The organism is Natrarchaeobius oligotrophus, assembly GCF_003841465.1.
Lineage (GTDB): Archaea > Halobacteriota > Halobacteria > Halobacteriales > Natrialbaceae > Natrarchaeobius > Natrarchaeobius oligotrophus.
Genome location: NZ_REFZ01000007.1, coordinates 46,949 through 59,141 on the forward strand (window position 1 = coordinate 46,949; position 12,193 = coordinate 59,141).

The window sequence follows — 12,193 nt, forward strand, 5'->3', positions numbered from 1 at the left end:
GGTGAGGTAACAACAATGAGTTCAGACGTACCCGATCCGACAGACGTAGAGGCTCGAGCGGTCGAGAACGTCCGTATCGAGGACGAGATGGAACAGAGCTACATCGACTACGCGATGTCCGTCATCGCGGGTCGCGCCCTCCCGGACGTCCGGGACGGGCTGAAACCCGTCCACCGGCGCATCCTGTACGCGATGCACGAGATGGGCGTCACGAGCGGCTCGAGTCACCGCAAGTCCTCCTCGATCGTCGGGGAGACGATGGGTGACTACCACCCGCACGGCGACAGCGCGATCTACGACACGCTCGTGCGGATGGCCCAGGACTTCTCGATGCGGTATCCGCTGGTCGACGGCCAGGGTAACTTCGGCTCGATGGACGGCGACCCGGCCGCGGCACCCCGGTACACCGAGGCCAGGATGGCCCCCGTCTCGGAGGAGCTGCTCGAGGACATCGAGAAGGACACCGTCGACTTTCAGTCGAACTACGACGACCGACTGCAGGAGCCGGTCGTCCTGCCGTCGGCGTTTCCGAACCTCCTCGTGAACGGCTCCTCGGGAATCGCGGTCGGCATGTCGACGAACATCCCGCCGCACAACCTGGGCGAAGTGGTCGACGCGACGATCGAGTTGATCGACGATCCGGACGCGACGGTCGAGGACCTGATGGACCACGTCAAGGGACCGGACTTTCCGACGGGTGCGAACATCGTCGGCCGCGACGCCATCTACTCGGCGTACAAGACCGGCCGCGGACGCATCCGCGTGCGCGCCGAGTTCGAGGTCGAGGAGTGGAAAAACGGCCGCGAACGAATCGTCATCACGGAACTGCCATACCAGGCGAACAAAGCCCGGATGGTCGAGCGAATCGCAGAGGACGTCAACGAGGGCGAGATCGAGGGTATCTCGGACCTCCGGGACGAGTCCGACCGCGACGGCGTTCGGATCGTCGTCGAGTGCAACCGCGGCGCGAACGTCGAGGTCGTCAAGAACAAACTGCTCGAGAACCACCTCGAGAAGACCTTCGGCGTCATCAACCTCGCACTGGTCGACGGCCAGCCACAGGTGCTCTCGCTCAAAGAGACCCTGGAGGAGTACATCGCTCACCGCCGTGAGGTCGTCCGTCGGCGCAGCGAGTACGACCTCTCCGAAGCGAAAGAGCGCGCGCACATCCTCGAGGGACGGCTCAAGGCGGTCGAAAACGCCGAGGAGGTCGTCGACCTGATCAGAAACAGCGAGGATCGGACCGAGGCGAAAGCGGGATTATCCGACGAGTTCGGCTTCTCGGAAGCCCAGGCGGAACACATCGTTCGCATGCAACTCGGCAGCCTCACCTCGATGGAGGCGGCCGAGATCGAAGACGAGTACGAGGACGTCACCGCGGAGATCGAACGCCTGACGGAGATCCTCGAAAGCGAACGGGAACTGCTCTCGGTGATCAAAGACGAACTGCGGGAGATCAAAGCCGAGTACGCCGACGACCGACGAACCTCGATCGTCGAGGATCAGGGAACGGTCACCCACGAGGACCTCATCCCGGAGGAGGAGGTGTTCGTCGTCATGACCGAAGACGACTACGTCAAGCGGATGCCGATCGAGCAGTTCGATCCGCAGGGACGGGGCGGCAAGGGTATCATCGGCGCGGACGTCAAAGACGGTGACCGCATCTCGACGGTCTTCCGTGCGAACACCCACGACTACCTGCTGTGCTTTACCAACCGGGGGAAAGTCTACCGGCTCAAGACCTACGAGATCCCGGAGATGGGACGGACCGCACGCGGTAAGTCCGCGGTCAACATTCTCGACCTCGAGGCCGACGAGGACATCACCGCGATCGTCGACACGGACGCCTTCGGCGACGGCGAGTACGTGACGATGGCAACTCGACACGGCTACGTCAAGCGCACCGCTGGCGGGGAGTTCGACAACATCCGCTCGACCGGGATCATCGCGGCCGACCTGGAGGAAGGCGACGAACTCGTCGACGTCGAGGTGACCGACGGCTCGCAGGATCTGGTCATCGCGACCGAACACGGGATGACGATCCGATTCGACGAGGACGAGGTCCGGGCGATGGGCCGCAACGCCCGCGGCGTCAACGGCATCGACCTCGAGGGCGACGACGCGGTCGCCGGTCTCGTTGCGACCGACGAGGACGACGAGCGGGCGCTGTTGACGGTCACGCGCAACGGGTACGGAAAGCGAACGCTCCTCTCGGAGTATCGCACCCAGTCGCGCTACGGGAAAGGACTGATCGACATCAAGACGGGCGACCGAAACGGCTCGGTCACGGCGGCGAAGGCGGTGGCGGCCGACGACCAGCTCGTGGTGATGAGCGAACGCGGACAGATCGTTCGCACGCGCGTCGACGAGATCTCGACGGTCGGGCGCAACACGATGGGCGTCATCGTGATGGACGTCGAGGACGGCGACGCCGTCGCGAGCGTCGACGTGATTTCGGCGGAATCGATCGCGGCCGATTCCGAAGGCGATCCGGCGGACGAGTCGACGGACGAGAGCCCGTAAAAGAGCGTGCGTCGTCCCGTTGCGATCGGTACCGGACCGAACGGTTGCGGTCGGTCGAACCGCGATTCGGATACTCTTCCGGCGGAAACGAGTTCGGAGATCGAGAGCGAAAAGAGAGAGCGACCGTTTTCGAGGCGCGTCGGTCGCGTCAGTGTTCGGGTTCCTCGGCGGGCGCGATCATGTCGTCGATGCGGAGGATGAGAATGTTGTTGGTGTCGTCTTTTCCGTCGACGCGTCCCTCGACGACGAGTTTCGACAGCGGCGTCGGACCGACGGTGACCGAGTCGTCCTCGGAGATGTCGCCGATCGTCCCCTGCATGTGGATCTCGGCCCGACAGAGCTCCGGGTGGTGGACGCTCGAGAGATCGATCTCTTCGACGATGACGTCCTCGACGGGTTCGCCTTCGTGCTCGAGCGGAACCGAGGCGGGATCGTCCATCTGCTGGATTTCGAGGGCTTCGTAGGCCGCGGCGGTCGGCTTGTAGCCACCTTTCGGGCCGGGTACGCCCTCTACCAGCTGGAGGGCTTTGAGACTCTGCATCTGGTTACGAATCGTTCCCGGATTGCGGTCGACCTGTTCTGCGATGTCTTCGCCTTTGATCGCGTCCTCGGACTCCTTGTGGAGGTTCGTCAGGGCGCGAAGGATTTTCTTCTGGCTCGGAGTCAGTTCGATGGATGACATAGCGAATGGTTCGTAATTGGCTTCCTTAAACCCGACGGGTCGCCAGGGTTGGTTTTCGGAATTAGCCCCATCGAATCGATCGCGATCGCGCCTAAACGGGAACGAGCCAGCCTTCGAGCAGGAGATCGCCGAGGACGTCCTCGAGCAGGAACATGAGGACGAATCCGTTGGCGAACGCCGCGGCGTTGATTCGCGTCAGCACCGCCTCGGCGTCGAAGCGGATCAGTTCCGCGACCTCGATGAGCACCTGCAGGATCGCACCGACGGCGATCGCAAAGAAGAACACGGCGAGCAGGTCCGACTGGGCGAAGCTGCCGATCCACCCGCCCAGGATAACCGGTCCGCCGGCGATGAGCCCCATCGCGGCGAAGTGATACAGCGGCGGCGTCTCCCTGTCTCTGGCGACGGCGGCGACGACGGTGGGCCCTTCCATCACGTTGTGCAACACGAACGCGAGGACGAGCAACATCACCAGCGTCGCATCGCCCTGGACGTAGGCGACGCCGATGCCGAGGCCTTCGCCGATGCTGTGTAGACCGAGCGCGAGCGCGACGAGGTAGGCGATTTCGAGGCCGCTCTTTTCCGTCGAGGCCATCTTCCGCCCGCGCCACTCGCTCGCGACGTACATGACGGCGAACGTTCCCGCGACGCCGACGACGGCGAGCACGACGGCGGCCGACGTGTTTTCGGCCGCACCGGCGTAGTCGGCGATGTCTTCGGTCATCTCGATGGCGATGAACACCAGCACGCCGGCCGCCAGCGCGAGAAAGGCGTGGAGGTATCGGGGGTCGAGATCCCGGATGAACGGGAACCAGAGCATCCCGATCGCGACGGGAACGACGCCTGCGAGCGCGCCGATCACGGTCAGCATCCAGAGAATCTCGAGCGTGCTCGCCTCGTCGACCGACGCGAGATCACCGAACGGCGACGTCAGATACAACAGCCCGAAGATCGAGAGGAGTATCACCACCGGTCCGAGCGCGAGAACGCTCCTGGGAAGATCGTAGAGAGACCGGCCGCTCATCGGTCCGGCACACCCCCGAGGCTCTCGAATCGTCGACTCATTACGTATTATTAGACGCCTCTAAACATATATCTCTTTGGATGATGGAACAGTTCGATCGAATCTAATTCTGGAGGGGGCTGATCGTCGCAGTCGCCGGTTTCGTCCCCTACTGCTCGAGCTCCGCCGGCTGTGTGACGCGGACGTGACGCGCGACGTCTTCGGGAAGCGAGACGGGGTCGTCGCGTCCGCTCGCTCTCGCGGTGATCATGCCGAACGGCGCGACCTCGAGAATGTCGAGTTCGACGCCGGGTTCGACGCCGTGGTCGGAGAGATACGAGAGGATGTCCGGATCGTGATCGGCGACCTCCTCGACGACGACGACGTCGCCTTCCGTGAACTCCACGACCGACTTGCCGTCCGGGCGTTCCGGCGGCTCGAGGTCCGCACTCGGGATCGGTGAACCGTGTGGATCGACTTCGGGTTGATCGAGCGCGTCCGCGACTCTGGCCTCGAAGTCCTCGCTGATGTGGTGTTCGAGGCGATCCGCTTCCGCGTGGACTTCGGACCAGTCGTAATCGAGGTGTTCGGTGAGATACGCCTCGAGCAGCCGGTGGTGACGGACGATCTCGAGTGCGACGGTCTCGCCCTCGTCGGTCAGCGTCACCCCGCGGTACTTCTCGCGGTCGATGAGCCCCCGCTCTTCGAGTTTCTCGAGCATACTGGTGACCGTCGGCGACGTGACGTCCAGCTCGTCGGCGATCTCGGACGTTTTGATCCGGTCGTCGGTTTCCTGCTGGAGCTGGTAGATCACTTTGAGGTAGTCTTCCATCACGTCGCTCAACATCATCGTACGCGAATTTAGAGCGGTCTAACCCTAAATCTGTCGCCGACCGACGAACGAGTGAGTCGTCACGACAAAGCACCTGGCGGGCGTAGGTCGCGTATGGATTCGACCGTTCGAATCATCGGCGTGCCGATGGACTACGGAGCCGATCGCCGCGGCGTCGACATGGGCCCGTCGGCGATCCGCTACGGCGGCCTCGCGAGCGAACTCGAGGACGCGGGCGTCGAACCGGTCGACGCCGGCGATCTGCTCGTCCCTCGAGCCGAAGAGCGCGATCCGGACGCCGATCCGCCGACGCGCGGAACCGCGAAGTTCCTCCGCGAGATCGAGGACGTCTGTTCGCGCCTCGCCGATCAGGTCGCGGACGCGCTCGCGAACGACGCGTTTCCGCTCGTGCTGGGCGGCGACCACTCGGTCGCGATCGGGTCGATGAACGGCTCGTCGCGGCAAGCGCAACTCGGCGCGATCTGGTTCGACGCTCACGCCGACCTGAACACGCCGGAGACGTCCCCCAGCGGGAACGTTCACGGGATGCCGCTGGGCGCGATCCTCGGCCGGGACGTCTTCGGCGAGATGGGGTGGGCTCACGCGCCGAACGTCCGCGAGGACGCGATCGCGTACGTCGGCCTTCGGAGTATCGACGAACGGGAGCGCGATCTCGTACGCGACAGCGAGATGACGGCCTTTACGATGGCCGATATCGACGAACGGGGGATGACGGCGGTCGTCGAGGACGCCCTCTCGGTCGCCACGAACGACACCGACGGCGTCCACGTCAGCCTCGACCTCGACTGGCTCGATCCGACGACGGCCCCCGGCGTCGGCACGCCGGTCCGCGGCGGCGTCACCTACCGGGAGGCTCACTCCGCGCTCGAGACCGTCTCGCGCCGCCACGAGGAGGAGGGCGCGCTCCGCTCGATGGACGTCGTCGAGGTGAACCCGATCCTCGACGAGCGAAACGAGACGGCGACGCTCGCGGCCGAACTCACCGCCAGCGCGTTCGGCAAGCGAATTCTGTGAACGACACCCTCCACTCGCCGACGTGCGAGCGGGTGACGTGATCGCCGCAGCCACGGCGGTCGACGTACTCGAGTCGACGCTCCTCGAACGCCTCCTCGAGTTCGTCCCAGCGGCACCGTTCGGGACAGCCGTGGTCGCCGTGGGTGACCGAGTTGACGTGCGTTCCGCTCGCGCCCGAACGACGTGGCGGTTGAGCCGAATACGTTCACCCGAAACGTTCGCTCGGATCGCGATCGACGCGACTCGATGCGGTCTGCGACCCGCCGGGCGACCGACCGCGAACCCGCCGCTCAGCAACAGAACATGAACGGATAGATCAGGGCGACGCGGTCGCCGTCCTCGAGCACCGTCTCGAAGCCGTCGGCGTGTTCGTTGAACCGACCGTTGACGCAGACGCGGGCGTAGGTGCGCGTCTGTTCGCCCGGCGGGTTCTTTCGCCACGTGCCCGGAAGCGACTCCGGCGGGTCGGCCCAGCCCCGGGCCGTCGCGTCGGCCTCCGTCTCCGCGACGAGCAGGTCCGCGACGTCGTACTCCTCGAAGAACGCCTCGAGGAACTCGCGCAGTCGACGTCCCTCGAACGTGAACTCGAGTTCGTGCGCGCCGACGGCCTCGCGGACGTGGCCGGTACACCGGACCGTCACCGTCGTCCGGGGTCGTTCTCGATCCGGCTCGCACTCCGTGGATTCTGTCGACATACTCGATGCTCCGTCGCCGCCGAGCGAAAGCCCGACTCCGAACACGTTCGGATACAACGGGACGGCGGTCGAACGCGAACGGGATCGTATGAACCGGTTACCCGGGGAACTCAGGACGGACCAGCAGCCGCCGATGGCGATCCCGCTGCGCCACTTCGTCGTGGCGCTCGGGTTCCTGTTCGCGACGGTCGTCGGCGGATTCGCGCTCGCGCTACCCGGGGGTTCCGGACTCTCGGCCGTCGCGCACGTCCACGTCGCATTGCTCGGCTGGATCGGGATCACGATCATGGGCGCGATGACGCAGTTCGTCCCCGTCTGGTCGGGCGTGGCGATCCACTCTCGCCGCCTCGCGGTCGTCCAGCTGTGGCTCGTGACCGTCGGTGCGATCGGGTTCGTCGTCGCTTTGCTCGCGGGTGAGGTGACCTGGCTCCCGTACGTCGCGGCACCGATTCTGCTCGGGCTGTGGACGTTCGTCTACACCGTCGGCCGGACCCTGCTCCGGGCGCGTCCGTTGGACTTCACCGAACGCCATTTCGCGCTCGCGCTGGCCTGTTTCGCCGTCCTCGCGCCGCTCGGCTACCTGCTGGCCGTCGACTTCTCGAGGCCGATTTTCGACGCGACGCCGCTGGCCCGCGGAGACGCGTTGGTCGTCCACGCGACGCTCGCGCTGTACGGAGCCGTCCTCGTCACGATCGTGGGCGCGCTCCGTCAGCTGACGGCGATGTTCGCCCAGTCGGAGCCGGACGCCCTCGACGACGCGCTCTTTCGTCTCGAGACGGTAGCCGTTCCGCTCGGTCTCGTCGCGTTCGCGGCGGGTCGCGGCCTCGGACTCGAGTCGGTGGCTCGCGCGGGCGGGCTCGCGTTCCTCCTCGGGCTGGCCGCGTTCACCGTCGTCGTCGCTCGTCTGCTCGGGCGCGCGACGGCCGATCGATCCCCGATGACGGATCGGTACTGGGTCGTCGTCGCGTCGCTTTCCGCCTGGATCGCGCTCGCCGTCCCGGCCTGGTGGCTCGATCCGCTCGGCCACGGTGGACTGTTCGGTCACCCGGACGCGGCGATCCTGCTGGTCGTGGGCGTCTTCGCGTTCGTCGTCGTCGGTTCGCTCTATCACGTCGTCCCCTTCATCGTCTGGCTCGAGCGCTACAGCGACCGTATCGGTTTCGAGCCGGTTCCGACGGTCGACGACCTCTACGACGGCCGACTCGAGCGAGCCGACTTCGGACTCACGGTCGTCGGATTCGCCGGCCTGGCTGCGGAACCGTTCGTCGCCGCCCCCGGCGTCGTGACGGCGGGTTTCGCCGCCATCCTGGGGATCGGATTCTGTCTGTTCGTCCTGAACGTGCTCCGTTCGATCCACCGTCACGCGCCCGGGGGCGTCGCCGGCGTCCTCGCGGGCTCGAGCCCCACCGACGGAGAGGGCAACGAGGCGGGTTCGAGCGCCGACGTCCGGGCCGCGGAGACGACCGGCGATCCCAACCGATGACGGGCGCGCGGGTGACCCGAACCAGCCGACGCTCGACCGGCCTCAGACGGGACGGGCGCGAAACACCGATCCGAGTACCACGGCGTAGAGCACCGCACCCAGTACCGAGAGCGACCGTCCCGCGGTCGCGACGGCCGAACCGAGAGCCACCAGTCCGACCCCCTCGAGCGCCAGGCCGACGATCAGCGCCAGCGCGGCCGCCGCCGCGGTCCGATCGTCGACGCGCGCGCTCGAGGCCACCGCCGGCGGATAGAAGTGATAGGTGACGCCGACGATCGTCAGACCGAGGAAGCCGCCGATCGCGATCCGGTAGTGGGTCTCGACGACTCCGGCGCTCCCGGCGGCGACCACGACGGTGCCGCCGAGCGCGGCGAGCAAAACGGCGAAGCCCGAGGCGGCGAGGATCGTCCAGCCCCCGACGCGACGGCGCTCGCTGCGGCGGTAGACGTCGGCGTACGCGACCGCGAAGCCGACGAGTGCGATCATCTGCAGCGCCGCGCCGATCCGGAACGCGCTCTCGCTCCGAAAGCCGAGCGCGAGCAGCGCCGGTCCGACGGCACCGGTCGGCAAAACGACGGCCACGAGACTCCCATGTGGCGCGACGGCGAGCAGCCGGGGGAGGAGCCGAAATCCGATCGCGAAGACGAGCAGGGCCGCCGCGCCGGCCGCGAGCAGGTGGGTCGTCGCCTGCGCCGGGAGCGCCGCCGATCCCGCGCCGATCCGATCGACCGCGGCCAGACTCGAGCCGACGAGCAGGTACGCGAAGACGAACGGAATCGCGGCGTTTGCGATCCGATCGACGCGCGTCCGGTGGGCGTCGACCGAGCCGGTTCCGGTCTCGCGTCCCGTCCAGTTACTCCGGACGGTCCAGCCGACGCTCCCGACGAAGACGAGACAGCCGGCGAGCCAGGACGCGGCCGCGACGGTACCGACGATCGGCGGCGCGAGTTCGGCGGCGTTCGCGAAGAACCCGACCGCGCCCACGGCCGCGAGCGGCAGATGGATGGTCGGCGCGCGCGGGACGGCGAGCTCGCGGGCGAAGTACGAAGGAACGAGCCCGTAGGCCTTTCCGAACACGACGTGAAAGACGAAGCCGTACAGCCCGAGCGCGACGGTCGCCGGACGCGGATAGCCGGCGAGGACGGCGAGGTGCCAGGCGAGAAAGAACGCGACGCCGGTCGCGACGAACGCCCGCGACCAGCGACTGACCGTCGCCGCCGTACTCGGTGCCATCGCCACTCAGAACGGCGCGGCGTCCTCCGGTTCGCTCGAGACGTCGACGGACGAGGATGGGGTCGACTCGACAGCCGCGTTGCTCGACGCGGACGTGCCGGCGTTCGAGCCCCCTTCATCCTCCCCGGGAACCCGTCCGGTCTCGCGCAGCCCGCGCTCGAGGCCGGCCAGCGAGTCGTTGAGAAGCGTCGCCTGGTGGTGTGAGGGATGAATTCTGACGAGGACGACCTCGTACTCGTGGCGGTCGGAGAGGCCGTTCCAGGCGCGAAACGAGCCCGTAACGAGGGCGTCGGCCTGCGGACAGAACTCGGTCGTTGGCGTAAACTCCGCCCGGAGGACGTCCGGATCGTCGGCGTCGATCGCGTACCGAAACCCCGCGCCCGGGTGGCGGCGATCCAGGTTCAGCGTCGCGAGGTTGTACCCGAACGTCGCGTCGTAGACGCCCCGCCGTTCGAACAGTCCTCGCGTCAGCCGGTGGAACCCGACGTGGGCGTCGTCGACCAGCACGCGGTGGTCCGCGAGGAACGGCCCCGGCTCCGGCAGGGTGTCGGAAACGAACTCGTCCCAGGGATCGAAGCCGGTGCTATCGTCGTTCGCGGATCGACTGCGGGAGAACGGATTCATCTCGAGCGACAGTTCGGACCGAGACGCCCAGTAGGCCGTCCCGAACGTGTGCGGTGTCGTCTGCGACGGTTTCTCGTCCGGACCGCTCACGTCAGTACGTCGGTCCGACAGACGGTATCACTCGCCGTTCTCGAGCCGCGTCTCGCCCGAGGCGGCGTCGACGGTGACGCGGACGATTCCAGCCTCAGTCTCGAACAGGACGATCCAGGTAGCGCTGATCCGGTGGGGACCGTCTGCGATCGGCGCGTCCGGATCGTACTCCGTTCGTGCGTCCGAGAGCGCCTCCCGCGCGAGTCGCTCGGCTTCCGCCGACTCCTCGATCCGGACGTCGTCGATCAGCCGGACGGTCACGACCGGCACGTCGGCCATCCGGACGACGCGCTCGGTGACGCTACCGACCAGCACCCGATCGAGACCGGTTCGTCCCTGGGTCCCCATGACGATCACGTCGATCGACTCCGCCTCGGCGTACGCGAGGATCTCCTCGTGTGGCACCCCGTGGTCGACCGCGGTGGCGACCTCGAGGCCCGCCCGCCTCGCCTCGCTCTCGACGTGTTCGACCGCCCGGTGGGCGGCGGGCGTCGCCTCCTCGCTCTCGAGCGTTCCCAGCGGTCCCTCCGGAACGACCGATAGCGCGTGGACGCGGGCGCCGAATCGTTCCGCGATCGTCAGTCCGTGGACGATCGACCGTCGGGTGCCGTCGCTCCCGTCCGTCGGAATGAGCACGTTCTGATACATCGACACCACGACGTTCGGAAGCCGCAGGTAAATACTGTCGCGGTGAACTCTCGGCCGCGTCCGTCGGCCCGCGATCGCGGGAGCGGACGGCCGCAACCGGATATCGTCGTCTTCGGCGAACGAGTCGGTGCACAGCCGTTATCCCGTCGCGACGCCGACGCGATCGACCGACGCCCCACAGAGCGGACAGCCGTGTTCCACCGTCGCCTCGAGCGATTCGACGGGAAGGTCGATCGTTCCCGTACAGTCCGGGCAGGTGTACTCGTGGGTGGTCATACTCGGTACGAGGCGATCCGAGCGGATACGTAACGCACCTCGATACCGGGGTGGTTTATATGGTCCGACGCTCGCTCGCCCGATTCGCCGGACAGGATGGCGCTCTCGCCGCCCGACCTGCCGGTTAGGGGAGTCGATCGGCGGCCCACGCGGCGCGCTCGCGAACCGTCGGATCGGGATCGTCAGTTGCGAGCGCCGACAGCAGTTCGTCGACGCGTCCGAGTCCACCACACGCGCTCGAATCCGTCAGTTCGCCGCCGTCGCGGCGAACTTCGGCACCGTCGCACGCGACGACCGACGGTTCGGCGTCGATCCCGTCGACGACCCGTCCGACCGCGTCCGCGGCGGCCGCCCGCGCGGCCGGCTCGTCGGCTTCGAGTCCCGCGACGAGCGTCGATCCGGTAGCGGCGACGGCCGCCGGCTCGAGCGCGTCGAGTTCGGCACTCGAGAGGCGAGCCAGCGTTTCGATCCCCCGAACGTCGTATCCGTCGCGCTCCTCGAGTGCGGCCGCGATCGTCTCGGCGTGGTCGACCAGCGCGGCCGGCCGGTCCGCCGCGACGGTCGCGAGACAGCGAAGCAGTTCTGACGTCGCGGCGTGGGTCGGATCGTCCGCGAGGAACGCGACGATCCCGTCGATCGACGGGGCGACGTCGTCGACCGACTCGTCGGCGAGTTCCGCGAGACAGTAAGCGATCTCCTCGTGACAGTCCGTCGCGGACTCGCCGAGAAGCTGACGGAGTTTCGGAACGGTCGGGACGACTCGTTCGGGCCGTTCGTCGACGTGGCGGCGAACGCGTTGGACGGCGTCGCGGCGCGCGCCTTCGCTCGGATCGTCGAGCCGAGCGAGCACGGACGGCAGGTCGAATTCGTCTGAACCGTCGCGGTGCTCGTCGGACTCGTGGCTCTCCCCATCCCCATCCATCGTACCCCTGCATGATTGATAGAACCCAAAAGCCTTCCGGCAGTTTAATTCGGAACGTTCAGGAAGAAACGACAGTCAGACGGTCCGTTGTGCGCCAGGACCGGCGCAATCGCGACAGTCCGGGATTGCACCGGCAAATCGTCACAG

12 protein-coding genes are annotated in these 12,193 nt (G+C 66.9%); 3 read left to right on the forward strand and 9 right to left on the reverse strand.

Annotated elements, in window-relative coordinates; genetic code table 11:
- Window positions 1–15 precede the first annotated feature (15 nt).
- On the forward strand, window positions 16–2,523 hold the full coding sequence (gyrA, locus tag EA472_RS11695; RefSeq protein WP_124191701.1) for a DNA gyrase subunit A: 2,508 nt from the start codon (window positions 16–18) through the stop codon (window positions 2,521–2,523).
- A gap of 148 nt (window positions 2,524–2,671) precedes the next feature.
- Here gyrA and EA472_RS11700 read toward each other — a convergent pair whose 3' ends face one another.
- The 3 genes from EA472_RS11700 to EA472_RS11710 all read right to left on the reverse strand — a co-directional run bounded on the left by EA472_RS11700 (window position 2,672) and on the right by EA472_RS11710 (window position 5,058).
- Window positions 2,672–3,205 (reverse strand): Rrf2 family transcriptional regulator, encoded by a 534-nt coding sequence (locus tag EA472_RS11700; protein WP_124191702.1) that lies wholly within the window; start codon window positions 3,203–3,205, stop codon window positions 2,672–2,674.
- A 91-nt stretch (window positions 3,206–3,296) separates the two neighbouring features.
- A complete protein-coding gene (locus tag EA472_RS11705) occupies window positions 3,297–4,229 on the reverse strand; it encodes a ZIP family metal transporter (protein WP_124191703.1) in 933 nt (310 codons plus the stop codon).
- Window positions 4,230–4,377: 148 nt separating this feature from the next.
- Window positions 4,378–5,058 carry a metal-dependent transcriptional regulator gene (locus tag EA472_RS11710; RefSeq protein ID WP_124191704.1) on the reverse strand — a complete coding sequence of 227 codons (681 nt, stop codon included), beginning with the start codon at window positions 5,056–5,058 and terminating at the stop codon, window positions 4,378–4,380.
- A 96-nt stretch (window positions 5,059–5,154) separates the two neighbouring features.
- Here EA472_RS11710 and rocF point away from each other — a divergent pair, with 96 nt between their 5' ends.
- Window positions 5,155–6,075, forward strand: coding sequence for an arginase (gene rocF, locus EA472_RS11715; RefSeq protein ID WP_124191705.1), 921 nt, complete (start codon window positions 5,155–5,157; stop codon window positions 6,073–6,075).
- A 290-nt stretch (window positions 6,076–6,365) separates the two neighbouring features.
- Here the strand turns inward: rocF and EA472_RS11725 are convergent, their stop codons facing one another.
- Window positions 6,366–6,770: a MoaD/ThiS family protein gene (locus EA472_RS11725; RefSeq protein WP_124191706.1), complete on the reverse strand. Its 405-nt coding sequence runs from the start codon at window positions 6,768–6,770 to the stop codon at window positions 6,366–6,368.
- Between the two features lie 88 nt (window positions 6,771–6,858).
- Here EA472_RS11725 and EA472_RS11730 point away from each other — a divergent pair, with 88 nt between their 5' ends.
- On the forward strand, window positions 6,859–8,253 hold the full coding sequence (locus EA472_RS11730) for a hypothetical protein (RefSeq protein ID WP_124191707.1): 1,395 nt from the start codon (window positions 6,859–6,861) through the stop codon (window positions 8,251–8,253).
- 42 nt (window positions 8,254–8,295) lie between these two features.
- On the opposite strand, the gene EA472_RS11735 is transcribed toward EA472_RS11730, so the two are convergent.
- From EA472_RS11735 to EA472_RS11755, 5 genes are all read right to left on the reverse strand, one after another.
- Window positions 8,296–9,486: a hypothetical protein gene (locus EA472_RS11735; protein WP_124191708.1), complete on the reverse strand. Its 1,191-nt coding sequence runs from the start codon at window positions 9,484–9,486 to the stop codon at window positions 8,296–8,298.
- Window positions 9,487–9,492: 6 nt separating this feature from the next.
- On the reverse strand, window positions 9,493–10,110 hold the full coding sequence (locus EA472_RS11740; RefSeq protein ID WP_124191866.1) for a hypothetical protein: 618 nt from the start codon (window positions 10,108–10,110) through the stop codon (window positions 9,493–9,495).
- Window positions 10,111–10,227: 117 nt separating this feature from the next.
- On the reverse strand, window positions 10,228–10,848 hold the full coding sequence (locus tag EA472_RS11745) for a universal stress protein (protein ID WP_124191709.1): 621 nt from the start codon (window positions 10,846–10,848) through the stop codon (window positions 10,228–10,230).
- Window positions 10,849–10,986: 138 nt separating this feature from the next.
- The gene (locus EA472_RS11750; protein ID WP_124191710.1) at window positions 10,987–11,124 is read right to left on the reverse strand and encodes a DUF7560 family zinc ribbon protein; all 138 of its coding nucleotides are present in this window, start codon (window positions 11,122–11,124) and stop codon (window positions 10,987–10,989) included.
- 124 nt (window positions 11,125–11,248) lie between these two features.
- Window positions 11,249–12,046 (reverse strand): HEAT repeat domain-containing protein, encoded by a 798-nt coding sequence (locus EA472_RS11755; protein WP_124191711.1) that lies wholly within the window; start codon window positions 12,044–12,046, stop codon window positions 11,249–11,251.
- Between the last annotated feature and the right edge of the window lie 147 nt (window positions 12,047–12,193).

Excerpts from the sequence above, each read along its gene's own strand:
- EA472_RS11740 (WP_124191866.1), bottom strand. The coding sequence starts at position 10,110 with ATGAATCCGTTCTCCCGCAGTCGATCCGCGAACGACGATAGCACCGGC.
- EA472_RS11755 (WP_124191711.1), bottom strand. The coding sequence starts at position 12,046 with ATGGATGGGGATGGGGAGAGCCACGAGTCCGACGAGCACCGCGACGGT.
- EA472_RS11750 (WP_124191710.1), bottom strand. The coding sequence starts at position 11,124 with ATGACCACCCACGAGTACACCTGCCCGGACTGTACGGGAACGATCGAC.
- EA472_RS11710 (WP_124191704.1), bottom strand. The coding sequence starts at position 5,058 with ATGATGTTGAGCGACGTGATGGAAGACTACCTCAAAGTGATCTACCAG.
- gyrA (WP_124191701.1), top strand. The coding sequence starts at position 16 with ATGAGTTCAGACGTACCCGATCCGACAGACGTAGAGGCTCGAGCGGTC.
- EA472_RS11700 (WP_124191702.1), bottom strand. The coding sequence starts at position 3,205 with ATGTCATCCATCGAACTGACTCCGAGCCAGAAGAAAATCCTTCGCGCC.
- rocF (WP_124191705.1), top strand. The coding sequence starts at position 5,155 with ATGGATTCGACCGTTCGAATCATCGGCGTGCCGATGGACTACGGAGCC.
- EA472_RS11735 (WP_124191708.1), bottom strand. The coding sequence starts at position 9,486 with ATGGCACCGAGTACGGCGGCGACGGTCAGTCGCTGGTCGCGGGCGTTC.
- EA472_RS11725 (WP_124191706.1), bottom strand. The coding sequence starts at position 6,770 with ATGTCGACAGAATCCACGGAGTGCGAGCCGGATCGAGAACGACCCCGG.
- EA472_RS11745 (WP_124191709.1), bottom strand. The coding sequence starts at position 10,848 with ATGTATCAGAACGTGCTCATTCCGACGGACGGGAGCGACGGCACCCGA.
- EA472_RS11730 (WP_124191707.1), top strand. The coding sequence starts at position 6,859 with ATGAACCGGTTACCCGGGGAACTCAGGACGGACCAGCAGCCGCCGATG.
- EA472_RS11705 (WP_124191703.1), bottom strand. The coding sequence starts at position 4,229 with ATGAGCGGCCGGTCTCTCTACGATCTTCCCAGGAGCGTTCTCGCGCTC.